The organism is Burkholderia sp. 9775_39, assembly GCF_015712225.1.
GTDB classification, from domain to species: Bacteria; Pseudomonadota; Gammaproteobacteria; order Burkholderiales; family Burkholderiaceae; genus Burkholderia; species Burkholderia cenocepacia.
In genome coordinates this window covers 59155-80181 of record NZ_JACCQC010000008.1, presented here as the reverse complement: position 1 = coordinate 80181, position 21027 = coordinate 59155, and the positions used below count along the sequence as shown (strand labels likewise).

The 21027-nt window shown below is 66.6% G+C and carries 20 protein-coding genes and 1 tRNA gene; 7 read left to right on the top strand and 14 right to left on the bottom strand.

Features of this window, described 5'->3' with window-relative positions; genetic code table 11:
• The first annotated feature begins 54 nt into the window (after positions 1-54).
• Positions 55-234 carry a hypothetical protein gene (locus tag H0X90_RS13150; RefSeq protein WP_006486620.1) on the top strand — a complete coding sequence of 60 codons (180 nt, stop codon included), beginning with the start codon at positions 55-57 and terminating at the stop codon, positions 232-234.
• 16 nt (positions 235-250) lie between these two features.
• On the opposite strand, the gene waaC is transcribed toward H0X90_RS13150, so the two are convergent.
• Positions 251-1246, bottom strand: a complete 996-nt coding sequence (gene waaC / locus H0X90_RS13145) for a lipopolysaccharide heptosyltransferase I (protein ID WP_034201852.1) — start codon at positions 1244-1246, stop codon at positions 251-253.
• A 191-nt stretch (positions 1247-1437) separates the two neighbouring features.
• Between waaC and H0X90_RS13140 the strand changes: the two genes are divergently transcribed.
• A complete protein-coding gene (locus tag H0X90_RS13140; protein ID WP_077190916.1) occupies positions 1438-2994 on the top strand; it encodes a chloride channel protein in 1557 nt (518 codons plus the stop codon).
• 116 nt (positions 2995-3110) lie between these two features.
• On the opposite strand, the gene H0X90_RS13135 is transcribed toward H0X90_RS13140, so the two are convergent.
• From H0X90_RS13135 to H0X90_RS13115, 5 genes are all read right to left on the bottom strand, one after another.
• Positions 3111-3512, bottom strand: coding sequence for a YXWGXW repeat-containing protein (locus H0X90_RS13135; RefSeq protein WP_006486632.1), 402 nt, complete (start codon positions 3510-3512; stop codon positions 3111-3113).
• Positions 3513-3673: 161 nt separating this feature from the next.
• The gene (gene minE, locus H0X90_RS13130) at positions 3674-3928 is read right to left on the bottom strand and encodes a cell division topological specificity factor MinE (protein ID WP_006486661.1); all 255 of its coding nucleotides are present in this window, start codon (positions 3926-3928) and stop codon (positions 3674-3676) included.
• 12 nt (positions 3929-3940) lie between these two features.
• Positions 3941-4756, bottom strand: coding sequence for a septum site-determining protein MinD (gene minD, locus H0X90_RS13125; protein WP_006486674.1), 816 nt, complete (start codon positions 4754-4756; stop codon positions 3941-3943).
• 59 nt (positions 4757-4815) lie between these two features.
• Positions 4816-5601, bottom strand: a complete 786-nt coding sequence (gene minC, locus H0X90_RS13120; RefSeq protein WP_006496586.1) for a septum site-determining protein MinC — start codon at positions 5599-5601, stop codon at positions 4816-4818.
• Positions 5602-5769: 168 nt separating this feature from the next.
• Positions 5770-6393, bottom strand: coding sequence for a GNAT family N-acetyltransferase (locus tag H0X90_RS13115; protein WP_227739793.1), 624 nt, complete (start codon positions 6391-6393; stop codon positions 5770-5772).
• Between the two features lie 556 nt (positions 6394-6949).
• Between H0X90_RS13115 and H0X90_RS13110 the strand changes: the two genes are divergently transcribed.
• Positions 6950-8110, top strand: a complete 1161-nt coding sequence (locus tag H0X90_RS13110; RefSeq protein WP_006496590.1) for an alkane 1-monooxygenase — start codon at positions 6950-6952, stop codon at positions 8108-8110.
• A 234-nt stretch (positions 8111-8344) separates the two neighbouring features.
• Here the strand turns inward: H0X90_RS13110 and H0X90_RS13105 are convergent.
• Positions 8345-8435, bottom strand: a tRNA-Ser gene (locus tag H0X90_RS13105).
• 117 nt (positions 8436-8552) lie between these two features.
• Positions 8553-9854, bottom strand: coding sequence for a serine--tRNA ligase (gene serS, locus H0X90_RS13100; protein WP_006486625.1), 1302 nt, complete (start codon positions 9852-9854; stop codon positions 8553-8555).
• Between the two features lie 248 nt (positions 9855-10102).
• On the opposite strand from serS, the gene H0X90_RS13095 reads away from it, so the two are divergent.
• Positions 10103-10369 (top strand): DUF2164 domain-containing protein, encoded by a 267-nt coding sequence (locus tag H0X90_RS13095; protein WP_006486638.1) that lies wholly within the window; start codon positions 10103-10105, stop codon positions 10367-10369.
• A 42-nt stretch (positions 10370-10411) separates the two neighbouring features.
• Here the strand turns inward: H0X90_RS13095 and H0X90_RS13090 are convergent, their stop codons facing one another.
• From H0X90_RS13090 to H0X90_RS13080, 3 genes are all read right to left on the bottom strand, one after another.
• Positions 10412-11722 carry a replication-associated recombination protein A gene (locus tag H0X90_RS13090; protein WP_006486630.1) on the bottom strand — a complete coding sequence of 437 codons (1311 nt, stop codon included), beginning with the start codon at positions 11720-11722 and terminating at the stop codon, positions 10412-10414.
• A 179-nt stretch (positions 11723-11901) separates the two neighbouring features.
• Positions 11902-12663 carry an outer membrane lipoprotein chaperone LolA gene (lolA, locus tag H0X90_RS13085; protein ID WP_306172367.1) on the bottom strand — a complete coding sequence of 254 codons (762 nt, stop codon included), beginning with the start codon at positions 12661-12663 and terminating at the stop codon, positions 11902-11904.
• Positions 12638-14947: a DNA translocase FtsK gene (locus H0X90_RS13080; RefSeq protein ID WP_006486612.1), complete on the bottom strand. Its 2310-nt coding sequence runs from the start codon at positions 14945-14947 to the stop codon at positions 12638-12640. The genes lolA and H0X90_RS13080 overlap by 26 nt, the downstream gene beginning before the upstream one ends.
• 388 nt (positions 14948-15335) lie before the next feature.
• Between H0X90_RS13080 and trxB the strand changes: the two genes are divergently transcribed.
• The 3 genes from trxB to H0X90_RS13065 all read left to right on the top strand — a co-directional run bounded on the left by trxB (position 15336) and on the right by H0X90_RS13065 (position 17823).
• Entirely contained in the window at positions 15336-16298 is a 963-nt protein-coding gene (gene trxB / locus H0X90_RS13075) for a thioredoxin-disulfide reductase (protein ID WP_006491171.1), read from the top strand.
• Positions 16299-16433: 135 nt separating this feature from the next.
• Entirely contained in the window at positions 16434-17213 is a 780-nt protein-coding gene (locus tag H0X90_RS13070; RefSeq protein WP_006491169.1) for a Smr/MutS family protein, read from the top strand.
• Positions 17200-17823 (top strand): trimeric intracellular cation channel family protein, encoded by a 624-nt coding sequence (locus H0X90_RS13065; RefSeq protein WP_006491172.1) that lies wholly within the window; start codon positions 17200-17202, stop codon positions 17821-17823. Before H0X90_RS13070 ends, H0X90_RS13065 begins: the two co-directional genes overlap by 14 nt.
• A gap of 96 nt (positions 17824-17919) precedes the next feature.
• Here H0X90_RS13065 and H0X90_RS13060 read toward each other — a convergent pair whose 3' ends face one another.
• The 3 genes from H0X90_RS13060 to H0X90_RS13050 form a co-directional block, all read right to left on the bottom strand.
• Positions 17920-19038 (bottom strand): ABC transporter ATP-binding protein, encoded by a 1119-nt coding sequence (locus H0X90_RS13060; protein ID WP_006496593.1) that lies wholly within the window; start codon positions 19036-19038, stop codon positions 17920-17922.
• Positions 19039-19150: 112 nt separating this feature from the next.
• Complete coding sequence (locus tag H0X90_RS13055) at positions 19151-20008, bottom strand: carbohydrate ABC transporter permease (protein WP_006496594.1); 858 nt, start codon at positions 20006-20008, stop codon at positions 19151-19153.
• On the bottom strand, positions 19998-20936 hold the full coding sequence (locus H0X90_RS13050; protein ID WP_011544827.1) for a carbohydrate ABC transporter permease: 939 nt from the start codon (positions 20934-20936) through the stop codon (positions 19998-20000). Before H0X90_RS13050 ends, H0X90_RS13055 begins: the two co-directional genes overlap by 11 nt.
• Positions 20937-21027: the final 91 nt, after the last annotated feature.

Genomic DNA, 21027 nt, shown 5'->3' with positions numbered 1-21027 from the left:
GATCCTGGGCGCGTCGTCGCGCGCCCGGTCCCGCCCCGACAAGGAGCCGCCGCGATGAATATCCGCCTCGCCAATGCCGACCTCGTCCTGATCCTCGCGCTCGCGCTGGGTGGCGCGTTGCTGCTCGCGCTGCGGTTCCGGCCAAAGACCTGGCGCGGCCTCGTGTTCGAGGCGCTGCTGGCGAATCTCGCGGCGATCGCCGCCGTCGTCACGGTCGAGGCGCTGCTGGCGTAACTCCGCCCGGCAGCCGTCAGGCTACCGCCCGCACCGGCAACACGTCGTAGACCGGTCCCACGGTATCGATTGCCTTCATCGCGTCGTCCACGCTCGGCGCGGCGCCGGACTCACCGATCGACAGCGCGTGCGGTGCGCCGCCGATGCCGAAGTGGGCGCGCGAGGTGGCCACGAAAATCATCACCGTCGGACGCCGCAGCGCGTGCGACAGATGCACCATCCCCGTATCAACACCGATGACCAGCGCCGCCCGGCTCATCGTCGCGGCGAGTTCGCCCAGCGACATGGCCGGCAGCACGACCGCGCCAGGCGCCTGCATCGCGATCTCCTGCGCGTCGCGATGCTCGGACGACGAGCCCCATGGCAGCAGCACGCGCAAGCCGCGCGCCATCATCCGGGTAGCCAGTTCAACCCAATGGCCGGTCGGCCATTTCTTGTCGGAATTCGACGTCGCGTGGAACAGCAGCATGAACGGCGCACCCTCGGTAACTGCGGGCGGCAACGTGACGTCGGGCGGTTCGATCCCGTACGAGGCGATACCCTCGGGCGCATAGCCGAGCGCTTCGCCCGCGCTGATGCGCATGCCGTGCCACGCATCGCATGCAGGCTTCGGGCCAAAACGATGCGAATACGCGAAACGCGCCCCTGTCTCGCCAAGATCCGGGGTCCGGTAACCGACGCGGCGCCCGGCGCGCGCCAGCGCCGCAATGATCGCGCTCTTGTAGACGCCGTGCAGATCGATGACCGCGTCGTAGCGGTGCGCACGCAGCGCACCGATCGAGGCCGAGATCGCCTTCAGGTCGCCGGCGTTGCGCATTTTCTTGAAGCGGCGCAGCGGCGCGCACAGGACGGTGCTCACTCCCGGATGCCAGCGCACGATCTCCGCACACGATTCGTCCACGGCCCAGTCGACCGACACGCCGGGAAAGGCGCGATGCAGGTCGGCGACGACGGGCAGCGTCTCGACGACGTCGCCGAGCGACGTCACTTTTACGATAAGAATGCGTTTCACGATGTGCGGGTATTCCTGACTGGCCATTCGGCATGCTAACGACGGTTGCGGTGCGCATACATTACGTCAACATTACATTTGCAACAAATTGCATCTCTTTTGTGAATTTTTGTCGCGCCTTGCGGGCGTTTGTCGTCCCCGCTGGCATCCGGTTCTTTTTATAATTCATTCTTTGCCTCCGGCCCGAGCCAATGCCGCGCCCCGCCCTTCCTTCGCTGTTCCCCGCCCTCACCCGCCGCTCGCTGCGAATCTGGCGCCAATATGGTGTTTTCTGGCTCGGCGCGATCGTCGTCGGCCTCGCCGCCGTACTGTACGCCCGGTTGATCGACTGGGGCTACGAGACTTTCCGCGCGATGCGCGATCACGCCGTCTGGCTGCCGCTGCTGTTGACGCCGGCGATCGCCGCGATGTCGGTGTGGGTCACGCGCCGTTTCTTCCGCGGCGCCGAGGGCAGCGGCATCCCGCAGGTGATCGCGACGCTGCATGCGCGCCCGAGCGCATTCGGCGCCCGGCTGCTGACGCTGCGCATCCTGTTCGGCAAGGTACTGATCTCGTTCCTCGGCATCCTCGGCGGCTTCACGATCGGTCGCGAGGGGCCGACGGTACAGGTCGGCGCGGCGCTGATGTTCAACCTGCGGCGCTTCTACCCGCGCTCGAACGCGCAGATCGAACGCCAGCTGGTGCTGGCCGGCGCGGCGGCCGGGCTGTCGGCCGCATTCAATACGCCGCTCGCCGGCATCGTGTTCGCGATCGAGGAGCTGACCCGCAGCTTCTCCGCGCGCGCCAGCGGCGTATTGATCACCGCGATCATCCTCGCCGGCGTGGTCGCGCTCGGCCTGAACGGCAACTACACGTATTTCGGCACGATCGACACGGGCCTCCATTTCCCGAAACTGCTGGCGGTCGCGGTGCTGGTCACCGCGATCGTGACGGGCATCGCGGGCGGCCTGTTCTGCTGGCTGCTGCTCAACACGGGGCGTTGGCTGCCCGGGCAACTGCTGGGCCTGTATCGCGAGCGGCCGGTCACGTTCGCCGCGCTGTGCGGCTTCGCGATCGCCGTCGTGGGGCTCGTGTCCGGCGGCACGACGTTCGGCAGCGGCTACGCCGAAGCGCGCGGCCTGCTCGACGGCAGCCAGCAGCTGTCGGTGTTCTATCCGTTCCTGAAGATGGTGTCGATGGTCGCGTCGTATCTGCCGGGCATCCCGGGCGGGATCTTCGCGCCGTCGCTGTCGATCGGCGCCGGCTTCGGCAATCTGCTGCATGCGGTGTTCACCAACATGAGCCTGCCGATGCTGATCGCGCTCGCGATGGTCGGCTATCTGGCCGCCGTCACGCAGTCGCCGATCACGTCGTTCGTGATCGTGATGGAAATGATCAACGGTCATGCGCTGGTGATTTCGCTGATGGCGACCGCACTGGTATCGAGCCGCGTCTCGCGCTTTTTCGCGCCGCCGCTCTACGAAACGCTCGCGCAGCGCTATCTCGCGCCGCCCGTCGCGGCCGCCGCACCGGCCGCGGCAACCGCTGCGTCCGCTGCGAGCAACGTGACCGATGTGACCGAACCCCAGGACGCGAACGCGGCCCCCGCCGATCCGCTCGACACGCTGCGCGACGAAGATGGCAGCGAGCCGGCCGCCGCTGCGGCAGCCGACAGCGCCGCGCATGCGCCGGCGCCGCACGATGCCGGACCGGCTGCGACCGACGCGAACGGTCCGGCGCAACAGCACGGCCCGCGCGACGCTCAATAGATCACGACGGGCGCCGGCCGGTAGTAGACCGGCCGCGCCGGCACGACGATGCACCCGGCCAGCGTGATCGCGACGAGCGCGATGGCAATTGCGGTTCTTTTCATCGCGCGCCTCCATCAGGCCCAGTGGCCACGCGTCCAGAACCAGTTCGGACCGCGCTGGTCCCAATGCCCCGGCACCCATTGCATGCCGACGCGCTCGGTTTCCCAGTGGCCGCCGATCCACACGTAGCGGCCATGATCCCAGCGCCAGTGTCCGCGCTCCCACACATAGCCCACGCGCATGGCCGGTACGACCTCGTAGCGCACGGGCGGCGGCGCATTCGGCGCGACGACGACGATTTCCTCGGTGCGCACGGCGACCGGCTCCGCGATCACCATGCGGCCCTGCGGCGCGACCACGGGCGTGCCGACGAGAATCTCGTCGGCCTGCGCGGCAAACGGGGCGACGACGGCCGACAGGCCCGCGGCAAACAGCGCGAGCGAAACGATACGACGGGAAACGGTAGGGACAGCCATCGGAACCTCCTGGTTGAACAAGTCACGCGAGCGTATTCGTTCAATGCGGGAAGGTCGATTACGGCCGACAGGCGCCGTGTTACGGCGTGCCCGAAAGTGCAACAGGGCGTAAGACGCGCACGGCGGCGGACGCCGCCGTGCGGAGGGACACGCGCCAAGCGTCAGGCTTGCGGGATCTCGATCTTCACTTCGAGGACTTCGAGATCGTCCTGGCGCTCGAGGCTCACGCGGATGTCATCGTTCGAAATATGGACGTACTTCGAGATGACCGCGACCAGCTCTTTCTGCAGCGCCGGCAGGTAATCGGCCGGCGGCCGGCCGCCGACCCGCTCGTGCGCGATGATGAGCTGCAGGCGCTCCTTCGCGACCGATGCGGACTTCTTCTTCTCGCCGAGGAGAAACGAAAGGATGGACATGGGCGGCCTCCGTTACTTGCTGCCGAAGAGGCGCTGCAGCAGGCCCGGCTTCTGGTAATCGGTGAAGCGCAGCGGCTTGTCCTCGCCGAGGAAGCGCGAGACGACGTCCTTGTACGCTTCCGCGACGTCGGTGCCGTCGATATGCACGGCCGGCAGACCCTGGTTCGACGCGTGCAGCACGGCTTCCGACTCGGGCACCACGCCGATCAGCTTGATGCGCAGGATCTCGCTGATGTCCTCGAGCGACAGCATCTCGCCTTCGCTCACGCGCTTCGGGCTGTAACGCGTGATCAGCAGGTGTTCCTTGATCGGCTCCTTGCCTTCCGTCGCGCGTTTCGTCTTCGACGACAGGATGCCGAGAATGCGGTCCGAGTCGCGCACCGACGACACTTCCGGGTTCGTGACGATCAGCGCTTCATCGGCGAAGTACATCGCGTGCAGCGCGCCGGCCTCGATACCGGCCGGCGAATCGCAGACGATGTATTCGAAATCCATCGCGACGAGGTCGTTCAGCACCTTCTCGACGCCGTCGCGCGTCAGCGCATCCTTGTCGCGCGTCTGCGACGCCGGCAGGATGAACAGGTTCTCGCACTTCTTGTCCTTGATCAGCGCCTGGTTCAGGTTCGCTTCGCCCTGGATCACGTTCACGAGGTCATACACGACGCGACGCTCGCAGCCCATGATGAGATCGAGGTTGCGCAGGCCGACGTCGAAGTCGATCACGGCCGTCTTGTGGCCGCGCAGCGCGAGACCCGACGCGAAGCTCGCGCTCGTCGTCGTCTTGCCCACGCCGCCCTTGCCCGAGGTCACCACGATGATTTTTGCCATTTACCCAATACCCTGTGTTCGTCAATGAGAGCCGACCGATCCGGAGCGCACCGCGTGAATCACGTCAGGCGCAGCGGTTCGATCATCAGTTTTTCCTCTTCGAGCCGGATCTGCACCGATTTGCCCAGTACGTCGGCGGGCAGCGGGTTCTCGGTCGTTCGATAGATACCCGCGATCGAAATCAGTTCCGGTTCGAGACACGTGCAAAAAATGCGCGCGTCGTGATTGCCGTGCACGCCCGCGAGGGCGCGGCCGCGCAACGGCGCGTAGATGTGGATATTGCCTTCCGCGATGATTTCCGCGCCGTGACTGACCGGCGCGAGCACCACGAGGTCTCCTTTCGCGTAAATCTGCTGCCCCGAACGCAACGGCCGATCGATCACCAGCGTCTGGCCACCGGCCTGCAAGAGCGTCGGCGCGGGGTCCGACGACTGTTCGGGCGCCGCTGCGGCTGCCGGAGCGGCGGCGGCCTCGACGGCTGGCACAGCCGCCGGTTCCGCTTCGTCCGCAGGTTTCGCGGCCGGCGCGCGGCGATCGCGCGCCTCCAGCAACGGCAGGCCGGCTTCCCCCGCCCAGCCCTGCGTTGCCAGTGCGACGACGCCCACCGGACGCATCCGCACGTCGTTCAGCATCTGGCGGATGTCCGCGAGCGCGACGCGTTCGCCGTCAGCCAGGCGGCGGACGTCGATCGCGACGACATCGTCGGCGAAAAACTCGGGAGTCGCTTCGAAGCGCTTGACCAGTTCGGTACGCAACGCATCGAGATCGGTCGTCTTCACGGTGAACAGCAACGTATCGACCGATCCGCTGCGCAGCTCGAAGAATGGCGATTTTTTAAGCGACATGGACACTCTGCAAAAAATTTTTGCGTATTTTACAGGCGTCCACGCGTGCAGCCATTATTTTTGGGACTCGGGGTCGCGGCGGCCCGGGCGGACGCGCGACCGGCAGGGGGCAGGCAGGCGGGCGACCGGGCTGTCATCGCGCCGGGCGGCTGGCGTTTCGCCGTCGCGTCAGTGCTTCACCTGCGATACGAACAGCGATTTCATCGCGCCGGGCATCCGGGCGATCGGCGCATGTTCGCCGGTGTTGCCGAAACCCGCGCGCTCGTAGAAGCGGATCGCGTTGCGGTTCGCATCGGCGATCCATGCGTAGACGTCGGTGGCGCCGCGCTCGGCGAGCCACGCGGTGGCCGTCTCCAGCAGCAGCACGCCGCCGCGCAGGTGACGCACCGCGTGCGCGACCCACAATTCGCTGACGAACGCGCGCCGATCGGGCGTGTTATCGAAATACGCGCCGATCATGCCGGCCGGATGGCCTTCGGTGTACAGCAGGAAAGTCGTCGACTCGTCGGACACGGCGCGCTGCGCGGCGATCGCCGACGCTGCGTCCGCTTCGACGGTCAGCAATTCGGCCTCCGGCGCTTCGCCGGGCGCGTAGGGCTCACGCAGCGATGCAGCGCGGAGTTCGCGATACACGCCGCCCTGATCGGCAGCGATACGACGAACGGTCAAGGTCGAACTCATGCAGGCACAGCCCCCTTCGGACAGCAAGCTATTAGCTTCAACCGAAAGCGGGGCATGAGTCAAATCGTAATTTTCAAATGGCGGCGCGGATCGAAAGGCAGCAGGTGTCATCAGCGACGACACGCGCCGATCGGTGTGCAGGTGCAGCATCGGTGCATCGACGCAGGCGGTCGGACGGTGAACGTGCCGCCCTCGCTTGGCGCATCGCCTCGTTCTCCTTGCCATGCATGGCCACCCGGTTTCAAGTCGCGCTGAATGGCCGCGCGGTGGCCGTAATGCTGCGTAATATAAGCAAACGAAAAACACGCTGTGCCAATCCTTCGTCACCGTCTTTATTGCGACGCAACATTTGTTGCAGCCCCATCACCCGGCATGCGCTCGCCGCGCGCCGGGCCATTCATCCGACGAACGCGACGCTCCGTGCGGGTCGATCCGCCCTCGCCTGTATGTTTCAATCGGCGCGTGTCGGCCCTTCCCGGCGCGCGGTGCGCGCACCGCGCCGTTTGGAGCGCCGCGCCTAGCGCCGGCGTTTGGCAAGCGCGCGCACCGGTCGTATAACAGGCAGAACCGGGCGACGATCCGGAGGCCGCCGCGCACGTCGCGGACCACGAGGATTCGAACAATCTTGCATGCGGCCGCCCGCGGGCCGGCCGACTGGAGGGAGACAATGGCAATGACCGACGAATCGGCTTCGGGCTGGTCGGATGGCAAGCGTTACCTGTGGCTGCTCGGCGCGCTGACGATCACGCTGCCGATCCTCGCTGCACAGCTCGCGCTGTCGACGGGCCTGCATGTGTTCTGGTGGTTCGGCCCGCTGTTCGCGTTCGGTGTGATCCCGATCCTCGACACGCTGATCGGCGACGATCGCGACAATCCGCCCGAGGCCGTCGTGCCGCATCTCGAACGCGAGCGCTATTACCGGTACATCGTCTATCTCGCGACCTTCGTCGAATACGTCGCGTTCTTCATGTGCGTGTGGATCGTCGGCACGCATGCGCTCGCGTGGTACGACTATGTCGGCTTCGCGCTGTCGCTCGGCGCCGCGACCGGGATCTCGATCAATACCGCGCACGAACTCGGGCACAAGACCGACCGCTTCGAACGCTGGCTCGCGAAGATCACGCTCGCGCCGGTCGCGTACGGCCACTTCTACGTCGAGCACAACCGCGGCCATCACGTGCGCGTCGCGACGGCCGAGGATCCGGCGAGCGCGCGCTACGGCGAGTCGTTCTGGGCGTTCCTGCCGCGCACGGTGACCGGCAGCATCCGCTCGGCGTGGCGGCTCGAAAAGGCGCGCCTCGAACGGCTCGGACAGTCGCCGTGGACCTGGCGCAACGAAGTGCTGCACGCGTGGGCGATGACCGCCGTCGTGTGGGGCATCGCGATCGCGATGGCCGGCAAGGTCGTGATTCCGTTCCTCGTGATCCAGGCCGTCTACGGCGCGTCGCTGCTCGAAGTCGTGAACTACGTCGAGCACTACGGGCTGGGCCGTCGCAAGCTGCCGAGCGGCCGCTACGAACGCTGCACGCCGCAGCATTCGTGGAACAGCAATCACGTCGTCACGAACCTGTTCCTGTACCAGTTGCAGCGACACGCCGACCATCACGCGAATCCGACGCGCTCGTACCAGGCGCTGCGCCACTTCGACGATGCGCCGCAATTGCCGGCCGGCTACGCGACGATGATCCTGTTCGCGTACGTGCCGCCGCTCTGGTATCGCGTGATGAACCCGCGCGTCGTCGCCCACTATCGCGGCGACATGGCGCAGTCGAACATCAAGCCGTCGATCCGCGACAGGGTGCTGGCGCAGTATCCGGCGGCGGCGTGATGGTTCTGTGAGGGCTGCGTAGAAACTGGTGGGCGCACCGGCTGCCGGTTTTGCACGCGTGCGCGGTGCGGCAGCCATGCAACGACTGTCAGGACTTCCGACGACCGGTTCGTCACGGGGCGATGGTGTTCATCATGCAGCCGGGCTGCATCGAAGATGCGACCCGATCCGGGCGCGCCGCCGGCCCAAAACGAAAAACCCCTTGATCCTGCCGGATCAAGGGGCTTCGTATTTTGGCGGAGAGGGTGGGATTCGAACCCACGGTACGGGGAAACCGTACGCCTGATTTCGAGTCAGGTACATTCGACCACTCTGCCACCTCTCCTTCCTTACTGCATTTCGCGGCTGGTCGTTTCCGCGAGAAAAAGATTATAAGACGATCACTTCGCGGCTGACAAGCCCTTTCTGCAAATTTTTTTGCGAGGGCTTCGAAAGACCCGCGTTACGACGTCTGTGCCGGCGCGTCGATCCGCTCCATGCCGCCCATGTACGGACGCAGTACTTCCGGCACCGTGACCGAGCCGTCCGCGTTCTGGTAATTCTCCAGCACCGCGACGAGCGTGCGGCCGACCGCCAGACCCGAACCGTTCAGCGTATGCACGAGCTCCGGCTTGCCCTGCGCGTTGCGGAAGCGCGCCTGCATCCGGCGCGCCTGGAACGCCTCGGTGTTCGAGCAGCTCGAGATCTCGCGATAGGTGTTCTGCGCGGGCAGCCACACCTCGAGGTCGAACGTCTTCGCGGCCGAGAAGCCCATGTCGCCCGTGCACAGCGTGATCACGCGGTACGGCAGGCCGAGCTTCTGCAGGATCGCTTCCGCGTGGCCGACCATCTCGTCGAGCGCCGCGTACGACGTTTCCGGCGCGACGACCTGCACCATCTCGACCTTGTCGAACTGGTGCTGACGGATCATCCCGCGCGTATCGCGGCCGTACGAACCGGCTTCCGAGCGGAAGCACGGGGAATGCGCGGTGAGCTTGATCGGCAGCGCGGCGCCGTCGACGATCGACTCGCGCACGGTGTTCGTCAGCGAAATCTCGGACGTGGAGATCAGGTATTGCGTGACCGTGTTTTCCGCGCCGCCCTTCTCGACGCGGAACATGTCGTCCGCGAACTTCGGCAACTGGCCCGTGCCGTACAGGATCTCCGGGTTCACGATGTACGGCGTGTACGTTTCGGTATAGCCGTGCTGCTGCGTGTGCGTGTCGATCATGAACTGCGCGAGGGCGCGGTGCAGGCGCGCGATCGGGCCGCGCAGCATCGTGAAGCGCGCACCGGCGAGCTTCGCGCCCGTCTCGAAATCGAGGCCGAGCGGCGTGCCGACGTCGACGTGATCCTTCACCTCGAAGTCGAACTGGCGCGGCGTGCCCCAGCGGCGCACCTCGACGTTGTCGGCCTCGTCCTTGCCGACCGGCACGCTTTCGTGCGCGACGTTCGGCATGCCCAGCATCAGGTCGGACAGGCGCGCCTGGATCTCGCCGAGCTTGGCTTCCGACGCCTTCATGTCGTCGCCGATCCCGCTGACTTCGGCCATCACGGCCGACGTGTCCTCGCCCTTCCCCTTCATCGCGCCGATCTGCTTCGACAGGCTGTTGCGGCGCGCCTGGAGCTCTTCGGTGTGGGTCTGGATCGCGCGGCGTTCCGCTTCGAGTGCGGAGAACGCGGCGACGTCGAGGGTGTAGCCGCGATCGGCGAGGCGCTTGGCGACGCCGTCGAGGTCTTTGCGCAGCAACTGGATGTCGAGCATGGGAGGACTTGGAAAATCGTTGTGTAAGACGGGAATTCTAACGCACCGCGCGGCCGCCACGGCACCGTCCGGACGGACAATGCCGCAAATGGAGCGAGCATGGCAGTATCGCATTGCCGGTCTGCGCGTCGGCGGCCGGCGAATTGCCGCGCGACGCGCCATGGCGGATCGCAAACCGCCCGCGCCGGCTGGCGCCAACCGATTCAGGCGGCGCGCCGGCTCCGTATCACAGCACGCCAGGGAATCCGATGACCATCGAACTCGACAAGGATGTACGCGACCGTGCGATCGCGTCGCTGCAACGTTATTTCACAGAGAACATGGACGAGCCGATCGGCAACATCCAGGCCGGCGCGCTGCTGCATTTCTTCGTCCAGGAAATCGCGCCGGCGATCTACAACCTCGCGATCGCCGACGCGCAGGAGCGCCTGCACGCGCGGATCGCCGAACTCGACATCGAATGCCACGAAGAACCGTTCGAATACTGGAAGCAGCAGCCGGGCCGCAAGCGCTGACGCGTCCGCGAGGCGCAGGCCGAACCGGCCCGCGCGGCCTCGTCAGTCCTTCTTGCCGGCTTCGCGATCGAGCTCGCGCAGCCAGGCGAGCTTCTCGGCGATCTTCGATTCGAGCCCGCGCGGCACCGGCTGATACCAGCGCGGCTCGCGCATCCCGTCCGGCAGGTACGTCTCGCCGGCCGCGTACGCATTCGGCTCGTCGTGCGCGTAACGATACGCGTGGCCGTAGCCGAGTTCCTTCATCAGCTTGGTCGGCGCATTGCGCAGGTGCACGGGCACCTCGCGCGACTTGTCCTGCTTCACGAACGCCATCGCCTGGTTGAACGCGTTGTAGCCGGCGTTGCTCTTCGCCGCGCACGCGAGATAGATCACGGCCTGCCCGAGCGCAAGTTCGCCTTCCGGCGAGCCGAGCCGTTCGTAGGTCTCGGCCGCGTCGTTCGCCACCTGCAACGCGCGCGGGTCGGCCAGCCCGATGTCTTCCCACGCCATCCGCACGATGCGCCGCGCGAGATACTTCGGATCCGCGCCGCCGTCGATCATCCGGCAGAACCAGTACAGCGCGCCGTCCGGGCTCGAGCCGCGGACCGACTTGTGCAGCGCCGAAATCTGGTCGTAGAAGTTGTCGCCGCCCTTGTCGAAGCGCCGCGCGTTCAGCGTCATCGCGCTGCTGACGAAATCGGCATCGATCGTCGCGACCCCGGCCGACGTCGCCGCCGTCTGCGCCTGTTCGAGCAGGTTCAGGAAGCGGCGCGCGTCGCCGTCCGCGTAGCCGACCAGCGTGTCGATCGCCTTGTCGTCGAACGCGAGGCCGTCGAGCGCGATTTCCTGCGCGCGCTTGAGCAACTGACGCATCTCGTCGTCGTTCAACGATTTCAGCACGTACACCTGCGCGCGCGACAGCAACGCCGAATTGACTTCGAAACTCGGGTTTTCGGTCGTCGCGCCGATGAAGGTGACGAGACCCGACTCGACGAACGGCAGCAGCGCGTCCTGCTGCCCCTTGTTGAACCGGTGGATCTCGTCGACGAACAGGATCGTGTGGCGACCGGTGCGGTTCAGCGTGTCCTTCGCCTGCTCCATCGACTCGCGGATGTCCTTCACGCCGCCGAGCACCGCGGACAGCGCGATGAACTCGCAGTCGAACGCGAGCGCGGTGAGCCGTGCGAGCGTCGTCTTGCCGACGCCGGGTGGCCCCCACAGGATCATCGAATGCGGCTTGCCCGATTCGAACGCGAGCCGCAGCGGCTTGCCTTCGCCCAGCAAATGCGTCTGGCCGATCACCTCGGCGAGCGTTTTGGGCCGCAGCGCCTCGGCGAGCGGGCGGCGCGGCTCGACTTGAAACAGGTCGGACATGAACCCTCGCTCCACATCAAACGATAGCGGCCGAACCGGCCGCCGGACCCGACATTATGACAGCCGCGCGAGCGCGCCGCCGGGCCCGGGGGTGCCCACGCCTGTTACCCGCGCCCGGAAACGACACGGGCCTGCCGTCGCCGGCAGGCCCGTTGCAGGAGAACGGCGCGCGGCGCCGGTCAGCCGTTGATCACGTCCGCGCCCTTCGGCACGACGAACTTGAACGTATCGCCCTTCAGCGCCGGGTTCGTCTGGATGTTCGTGAAGGTCAAGAGCGTGACGTTGCCGAACACGTCGTGCAGCTCCATCGCGGCGAGCGTGCCGTTGCGGAAGCCGATGCCGATCCGCTGGAACTGCGTGTCCTGCGCCTTCGGCAGCATCTCGAGCCACTCGATGCCGCCCTTCTCGCCGGCATCGCGCAGCGTGTAGTTCTTGTCGAGATCGTTGCTGCCGAACAGGATCGCGGCGGGGCTCGCGCCCAGCGCGCCGTTCAGCTTGCGCTCGGTGACTTGGTTCAGGTCGCGGTCGTACACGTAGAGCTTGTCGCCGTCGGCCTGCAGCACCTGCTGGTACGGCTTCTGGTACGTCCAGATGAACTTGCCCGGACGCGCGAACACGAACGTGCCGCTCGAATTGTCGGTGGGCTTCGGCGCGGCCTGCGCGGCGCTCGCGCCCTTGGCCGGCGCCTTGACGATCTGCTGCGTGAAATCGCCCTTCGCCGAACGCACCTGCGACACGAAGGCCTTCAGTTGCTCGGTGCCGCCCGCGAACGCGTGCGTCGCCGCGAGCATCAGCGATGCGCCGGCGAGCGCCGCGCCGAGCCAGCGCCGCGTCGAACGAAGGGAAGGGACGAACGAAAGTTGCTGCATATTGCGGTTTTCTCCCTGGGTGGCCGGCGCTGCGGGCGCCGCGGACTCATTCCGCGTCGCGCGCCGGCACAAGAATTTCGCGGTTGCCGCTCGACGACATCGCCGACACGAGCCCCGACTGCTCCATCTGCTCGAGCAGCCGCGCCGCGCGGTTGTAGCCGATCCGCAGGTGACGCTGCACGAGCGAGATCGACGCGCGGCGGTTCTTGATGACGATCTCGACCGCCTGGTCGTACAGCGGATCAGACTCGCCGCCGCCTTCGCCGGTTCCCGCGCCAGCCGAGCCCTCGTCGCCGTCGGCGGTGCCGCCTTCGAGCAGGCCCTCGACGTAGTTCGGCTCGCCCTGCTCCTTGAGCTTCTCGACGACGCGATGCACTTCGTCGTCGGCGACGAACGCGCCATGCACGCGCACCGGCAGCCCGGTGCCCGGCGGCAGGTACAGCATGTCGCCCATCCCGAGCAGCGATTCGGCGCCCATCTGGTCGAGAATCGTGCGCGAGTCGATCTTCGACGACACCTGGAACGCGATCCGCGTCGGCACGTTCGCCTTGATCAGGCCGGTAATCACGTCGACCGACGGACGCTGCGTCGCGAGGATCAGGTGGATGCCGGCCGCACGTGCCTTCTGCGCGATCCGCGCGATCAGTTCCTCGACCTTCTTGCCGACGACCATCATCAGGTCGGCCAGCTCGTCGATCACGACGACGATGTTCGGCAGGCGGCCGAGCGGCTCGGGATCTTCCGGCGTCAGGCTGAACGGGTTCGGGATCTTCTCCTCGCGCTTCGCCGCGTCGTCGATCTTGTTGTTGTAGCCCGCGAGGTTGCGCACGCCGAGCTTGCTCATCAGCTTGTAGCGGCGCTCCATCTCCGCGACGGTCCAGTTCAGCGCATGGCCGGCCTGGCGCATGTCGGTGACGACCGGGCACAGCAGGTGCGGAATGCCTTCGTAGACGCTCATTTCGAGCATCTTCGGATCGATCAGGATCAGGCGCACCTGCTCGGCGGTCGCCTTGTACAACAGCGACAGGATCATCGCGTTGATCCCGACCGACTTGCCCGAGCCGGTCGTACCGGCCACCAGCAGGTGCGGCATCTTCGCGAGATCCGCGCACACCGGCTTGCCGCCGATGTCCTTGCCGAGGCTCAGCGTCAGCGCCGACGACGCGGCCGCATACACCTCGGAGCCGATGATCTCGGACAGGTGCACCGTCTGGCGGCGCTGGTTCGGCAGCTCGAGCGCCATGTAGTTCTTGCCGGGAATCGTCTCGACGACGCGGATCGACACGAGCGACAGCGAACGCGCGAGATCCTTCGCGAGGTTGACGATCTGGCTGCCCTTCACGCCGGTGGCCGGCTCGATCTCGTAGCGCGTGACGACCGGGCCCGGATACGCGGCGACGACGCTCGCCTCGACGCCGAAGTCCTTCAGCTTCTTCTCGATCAGGCGCGACGTGAATTCGAGCGTATCGGCGGAAATCGCTTCCTGCGTCTTCGGCGCGGGGTCGAGCAGCGACACCGGCGGCAGCGTCGAATCGCCCGGCAGGTCGGTAAACAGCGGCACCTGGCGCTCGCGCTCGACGCGCTCCGACTTCGCCGGCGTGACGACCGGCGGCACGATCGTCACCGGCTCGTGATCCTCGATGCGCACGCGCTCCTCTTCGACCTTGCCTTCGCGGCGCACCGCCGCGGCCTCGCCGAGCTTGCGGTCGCGCTCGGCCTCGCGGCGCAGCTTCGCGACGTTGACGGCGGACAGGATCGCCCCGCCGACGCGCTCGGCGACCGACAGCCACGAGAAGCGGAAATACAGCGACAGGCCGATCGCGAGCGCGATCAGCAGCAACAGCGTGCCGCCCGTGAAGCCGAACGCATGCGACATCGCGCCCGCGACGGCTTCGCCGACGACGCCGCCCGGCGCACGCGGCAACTGCACCTTCAGCGACCACATGCGCAGCGCCTCGATGCCGTCGCACGCGAGCACGACCAGCACGAACGCAAAGATTTCGGTGAGCCAGCCGATCGGCCGCTCCGGTTCGTCGGGAATCGCCTCGTGGCGCGTGATGCGGCGGTAGTTGACGGCGATGCGCCGCCCGAGCGGCACGATCAGCCAGTAGGCCGACAGGCCGAACAGCAGCAGGATGATGTCGGCCGTCCACGCGCCGACGCGGCCGGCCCAGTTCGAGATGTGATCGACCTGGGCGGCGTGCGTCCAGCTCGGATCGCGCCGGCTGTAGCTCAGCAGGGCCATCACCAGAAAGGCGCAGAGCGCGACCTGGAGAATCCAGCGGATCTCCGTGAGGAGCTTCGACATCCGGTGCGGCAACGCCTGTGCCTGGGCGGAATAAGGAGCTTTTGCCATGAATCCGTATAAAGAGGACGGGCCGTGCGCCCGCCTGTCGTTCGATCGCGCTTATTGTAAACGCTGCACCGCGCCGCCAAGTGTAAATGACGGTTACATCACGGGGACGGAGCGCCGAACCGGCGCCGCCGACGGCCGCAAGCCGGCCGGATGTCCGCGCGTGCGGCAACGCGCCGCCACCCCGGCCGCCTGCCGTCCGGCCCGCGGCCCCGTATGGGCGAGGCGCCGCGAAACGCTATCGGCACGATTGAAACTCTCGTTCGGCAGCGCAGCAACGGGGCCTTTATAATGCGCGTCTGATACCCATCTATGACGGCATCCCGGTCAATCCCGGATCGTACGGCGAGCCCCACCCCGCCCGCCGCGGCCGCCTTTTACGGATTCGCACATGTCCACGCCCAAACACGCCAAAGTCCTGATTCTCGGTTCCGGCCCCGCCGGCTACACGGCTGCCGTCTACGCGGCACGCGCCAACCTGTCCCCGGTGCTGATCACCGGCATCGCGCAGGGCGGCCAGCTGATGACCACGACCGACGTCGAAAACTGGCCGGCCGACGCGAAAGGCGTGCAGGGTCCGGAGTTGATGGCGCGCTTCCAGGAGCACGCCGAGCGCTTCAACACCGAAATCGTCTTCGACCACATCCACACCGCGAAACTGCACGAAAAGCCGATCCGCCTGATCGGCGACTCGGGCGAGTACACGTGCGATTCGCTGATCATCGCGACCGGCGCGTCCGCCCAGTATCTCGGCCTGCCGTCCGAGGAAGCGTTCATGGGCAAGGGCGTGTCGGCCTGCGCGACCTGCGACGGCTTCTTCTATCGCAACCAGGAAGTCGCGGTGATCGGCGGCGGCAATACGGCCGTCGAGGAAGCGCTTTACCTCACCGGCATCGCGAAGAAGGTCACCGTGATCCACCGCCGCGACAAGTTCCGCGCGGAGCCGATCCTGATCGACCGCCTGCTGGAGAAGCAAAAGGAAGGCGTCGTCGACATCAAGTGGGATCACGTGCTCGACGAGGTGACGGGCGAGGAGTCGGGCGTCACGGGCCTGCGCATCAAGAACGTGAAGACCGGCGCGACGGAAGACCTGCAGGTGCAGGGCGTGTTCGTCGCGATCGGCCACAAGCCGAACACCGACCTGTTCCAGGGCCAGCTGGAGATGAAGGACGGCTACATCCTGACGAAGAGCGGCCTGCAGGGCAATGCGACGTCGACGAGCGTGCCGGGCGTGTTCGCCGCGGGCGACGTGCAGGACAACGTGTACCGCCAGGCGATCACCAGCGCGGGCACGGGCTGCATGGCCGCGCTCGACGCGCAGCGCTACCTCGAAAGCCTGCACGACAAGAAGTAAGCCGGAAGCCTTTTCGCGGCGGGCGCTACAATGGCGTCCGCTGCCGCGAAGCGGGCTCGACCGGAAAGCCGCTGCCGCCGCGCAGCGGCTTTTTTGTGCCCGCGCGCCCAAACGCGCCTGCCCTGTTATCGAATCATGGCGAAGAACCAGCCCCATCCGAGCGATCCCGCGAAGCGGAAGATCGCTGCCCGTCCCGTGACCCCGGCGCCCGAGGCCCCGCCGCCCGCCCTCGATGCGGCCGCGTTGCGCGGCCAGGGCCTCGCGGGCCTCGGCGCGTTGCGCAAGTCGCTGCAAGGCGAAGCCGATCGTCGCGAACGCGCGCGCATCGAAGCCGCGCAGGCCGAGCGCAAGGCGGAAGCCGACGCGAACCTGTTCCGCAACGAAATCGGCGCGATCCGGCCGCTGAACGCGCCGCCGCGCGCGTCGTCCGGCCGCATGCCGCCCGACCCGGTGCCGAAACAGACGCAGCGCGACGAGGAAGCCGTGCTGAACGCGACGCTGTCCGACGAATTCGATCCCGAGACACTGCTCGACAGCGACGACTCGCTGTATTACCACCGCCCCGGCATCAGCCGCGACGTCGTGCGCAAGCTGAGAAGCGGTGCGTGGATCGTGCAGGCGCAGATCGATCTGCACGGGATGCGGCGCGACGAGGCGCGCGATGCGCTCGCCGAATTCATCCGCGAAGCCGGCAAGAAAGGGCTGCGCTGCCTGCGCGTGATCCATGGCAAGGGGCTCGGCTCGATCGGCAAGGAACCCGTGCTGAAGGGCAAGGTGCGCGCATGGCTCGTGCAGAAGGAAGAAGTAATCGCATTCTGCGAGGCGCGCGGCCACGACGGCGGCGCGGGCGCGGTGCTCGTGCTGCTGCAGCCGCACGCGGCGCCGGCCGACCGGGGGCCGCGTGCCGCATCCTAGGCTGACGCTCGCGATCGCGGTACTGGAGGCGATCGCCACGCTGGCCTTCGCGATTTCGGGGTTCATCGAGGCGCGCAAGAACCGTCTCGATTCGGTCGGCACGTTCGTCGTCGCGCTCGCGACCGCGTTCGGCGGCGGCACGCTGCGCGACATCCTGCTCGAGCGCCGGCCGTTCTACTGGGTCGTGCACGACGACTACGTGATCGCGATCTTCGTGCTCGCGCTGTTCGCGCCGTTCGTGCTGCGCATGCTGTCGCGGCTGTCGGCCGAACGGCTGCTGCTGATCGCCGATGCGATCGGGCTCGGCATCTTCAGCATCTCGGGCACGGCGATCGCGCTCGACGCCGAGATGCCGCGCTTCATCGCGGTGATGATGGGCGTGATTACCGGTGTGGTCGGCGGGATCGTCCGCGACGTGCTGTGCAACGACATTCCGCTGATCCTGCGCGATTCGCGGCCGTACGCGACCTGCGCGTTCGTCGGCTGCTGGTTCTACCTGCTGCTCGTGTGGCTGCAGTTCGACTCGGTGTACAGCGTGCTGCTCGCGACCGGCTTCATCCTCGTCGCGCGGCTCGCGACGTTCAAGTTCGACGTGCGGTTGCCGCATTGACCGACGCGTCCGCGGACGCGTCAGCCGCAGCGCCGAAACGAAAAAAGGGGCCGTTCGATACGGCCCCTTTCTGTTTCGTTCAACGCAAGCGCCGCGTCACGCGATCCGCTCTTCCGATGCCGGATCGAACAGCACGGCCTTCGACACGTCGAACAGCAGCGACTGCGTCTGCCCCGGCTGCGGGTTCGCGGCCGGATGCACGCGGCTCACGATCCGCTTGCCGTTCACCTGCGCGAACACGTGCGTGTCCGGCCCGGTCGGCTCGGTCACGTCGACGCGCACGTCGATCGGCTGCAGGTTCGATGCCTCGCCGTTGTGCGCGTTGCGTGCGTCGGTGATGCGTTCCGGACGCAGGCCCAGGATCACCTCGCGGCCAACGTGCGACTTCAGCTTCGCCGCGTCGAACGGCAGGATCAGCGCGCTGCGCGCGAGGCCCGTGTCGATCTCGAGCGCGATTCCGCCGCCCTGCTCGACCAGCTTGCCGTTGATGAAGTTCATCGGCGGCGCGCCGATGAAGCCCGCGACGAACAGGTTCGACGGCGAATCGTAGATCTCCTGCGGCGCGCCGAACTGCTGGACCACGCCGTCCTTCATCACCGCGATCCGGTCGCCGAGCGTCATCGCCTCGATCTGGTCGTGCGTCACGTAGACGATCGTCGTGCCGAGACGCTGGTGCAGCAGCTTGATTTCCGCGCGCATCTCGATGCGCAGCTTCGCGTCGAGGTTCGACAGCGGTTCGTCGAACAGGAAGAGCGACGGATCGCGCGCGAGCGCGCGGCCCATCGCGACGCGCTGCCGCTGGCCGCCCGACAGCTGGCCCGGCTTGCGGTCGAGCAGGTGCTGGATCTGCAGCATCGCCGACACGCGGTCGACGATCTGCTGCTGCTCGCTCTTCGGCACCTTGCGGATGTTCAGCCCGAACGAAATGTTCTCGCGCACCGTCATCGACGGATACAGCGCGTACGACTGGAACACCATCGCGATGTCGCGATCCTTCGGCGACAGGTCGTTGACGACCTTGCCGTCGATGCAGATCTCGCCGCTCGTGACGGTCTCGAGCCCGGCGATCATGTTGAGCAGCGTCGATTTCCCGCAGCCCGAGCCGCCGACCAGGATCAGGAACTGTCCGTCCTCGATCTCGATGTCGACACCCTTCAGGACCGGCACCCCGTTCGGGTAGGTCTTGTACACGTCACGGATGGAAAGGCTTGCCATGCTGTGAATCCTCTGTCTCGTCTCGCGCGGCGCGCTCGGGCGCCGCGTCGGGTTCGTTTCGATGCGCCGCGCGTCCTGCGCGGCCGGTTCGTCGTATCGGATGAAGCCGCGCTTACCCCTTCACCGCGCCTGCCGTCAGCCCGCGCACGAAGTAGCGGCCGGCGACGATGTAGACGAGCAGCGTCGGCAGCGCGGCGATGATCGCGCCGGCCATGTCGACGTTGTATTCCTTCACGCCCGTCGACGTGTTGACGAGGTTGTTCAGCGCGACCGTGATCGGCATCGAATCGACGCCGGAGAACACGATCCCGAACAGGAAGTCGTTCCAGATCTGCGTGAATTGCCAGATCAGGCACACCATGAAGATCGGCAGCGACACCGGCAGCAGGATCTTCGTGAAGATCGTGAAGAAGCCCGCGCCGTCGATGCGCGCGGCCTTCACGAGTTCGGCCGGCACGCTCACGTAGAAGTTGCGGAAGAACATCGTCGTGAACGCGATCCCGTACACGACGTGCACGAACACGAGGCCCGGAATCGTGTTGGCGAGGCCGAGCATCCCCTGCAGGCGCGCCATCGGCAGCAGGATCACCTGGAACGGAATGAAGCAGCCGACCAGCATCATCGTGAACAGCGCGTCCGCGCCGCGAAAGCGCCAGTGCGTGAGCACGTAGCCGTTGAACGCGCCGATCAGCGACGAGATCAGCACGGCCGGGATCACCATCTGCAGCGAGTTCAGGAAGAACGGCTTCATCCCGTCGCAGCGCACGCCGGTACAGGCGCCGCTCCAGGCCTTCACCCACGGCTCGACGGTCCACGTGGTGGGCGGCGTCAGCAGGTTGCCGGTGCGCAGCTGGTCGAGGTCCTTGAACGACGTCGACAGCATCACGTAGATCGGGAACAGGAAATACAGCGCGAACAGGATCAGTGCCGCATAGATCACTGCCCGGCTGATCGTCATCTTAGGCTGCATTGCGGGTGCTCCTCGATTCCATATACATCAGCGGCACCAGCACCGCGACCACGGTCGCGAGCATCATCACCGAGGACGCCGCGCCGAGCCCGAGCTGGCCGCGGTTGAACGAAAACGTGTACATGAACATGGCCGGCAGCGACGACGACGTGCCCGGGCCGCCCGCGGTCAGCGCGACGACGAGGTCGAAGGTCTTGATCGTGATGTGGCAGAGGATCAGCAGCACCGAGAAGAACACCGGGCGCATGCTCGGGATCACGATCTTGCGGTAGATGGTGGGCAGCGTCGCGCCGTCGACCTGCGCGGCCTTGAAGATCTCGCCGTCGACGCCGCGCAGCCCCGCGAGGAACAGCGCCATCACGAAGCCGGTCGACTGCCACACGGCCGCGATCACCACGCAGAAGATCGCCTTGTCCGGATCGTCGAGCCAGCCGAACGAGAAGCTCGTCCAGCCCCAGTCGTGCATCACCTTCTCGAGGCCGAGGCCCGGGTTCAGGATCCACTGCCACGCGGTGCCGGTGACGATGAACGACAGCGCCATCGGGTACAGGAAGATCGCGCGCAGCGCGCCTTCGTTGCGGATCCGCTGGTCGAGCAGGATCGCGAGGAACAGCCCGAGGCCGACGCAGATCGCGATGAACGGAATCCCGAACCAGCCGAGGTTCGCGGCGGAGGTCCACCACACGTCGTTTTGGAACAGGTCCGTGTAACGGCCGAAGCCGTCGAATTCGTAGTTGGGCAACAGCCGCGAGCGGGTCAGCGACAGATAGCCGGTAATCAGGATGAAGCCGTAGATGAACACCACGGCGATCGCGACGCTCGGCGCGAGCACGAGCTTCGGGATCCAGCGATCGGCGAAGGCCGACATCGGCGACGTACGCCGTGCGGCGGCAGCGCCGGATCCGTTTCCGCTAAGAGGGGCAGCCACTTGATTCGACTCCTGGAACGAGGGCGGCGCAGGCCGGGCCGGCGCCGGGTACGGCACGGACCCGCGGGCGAGCCCGTTTGCTACACATGCA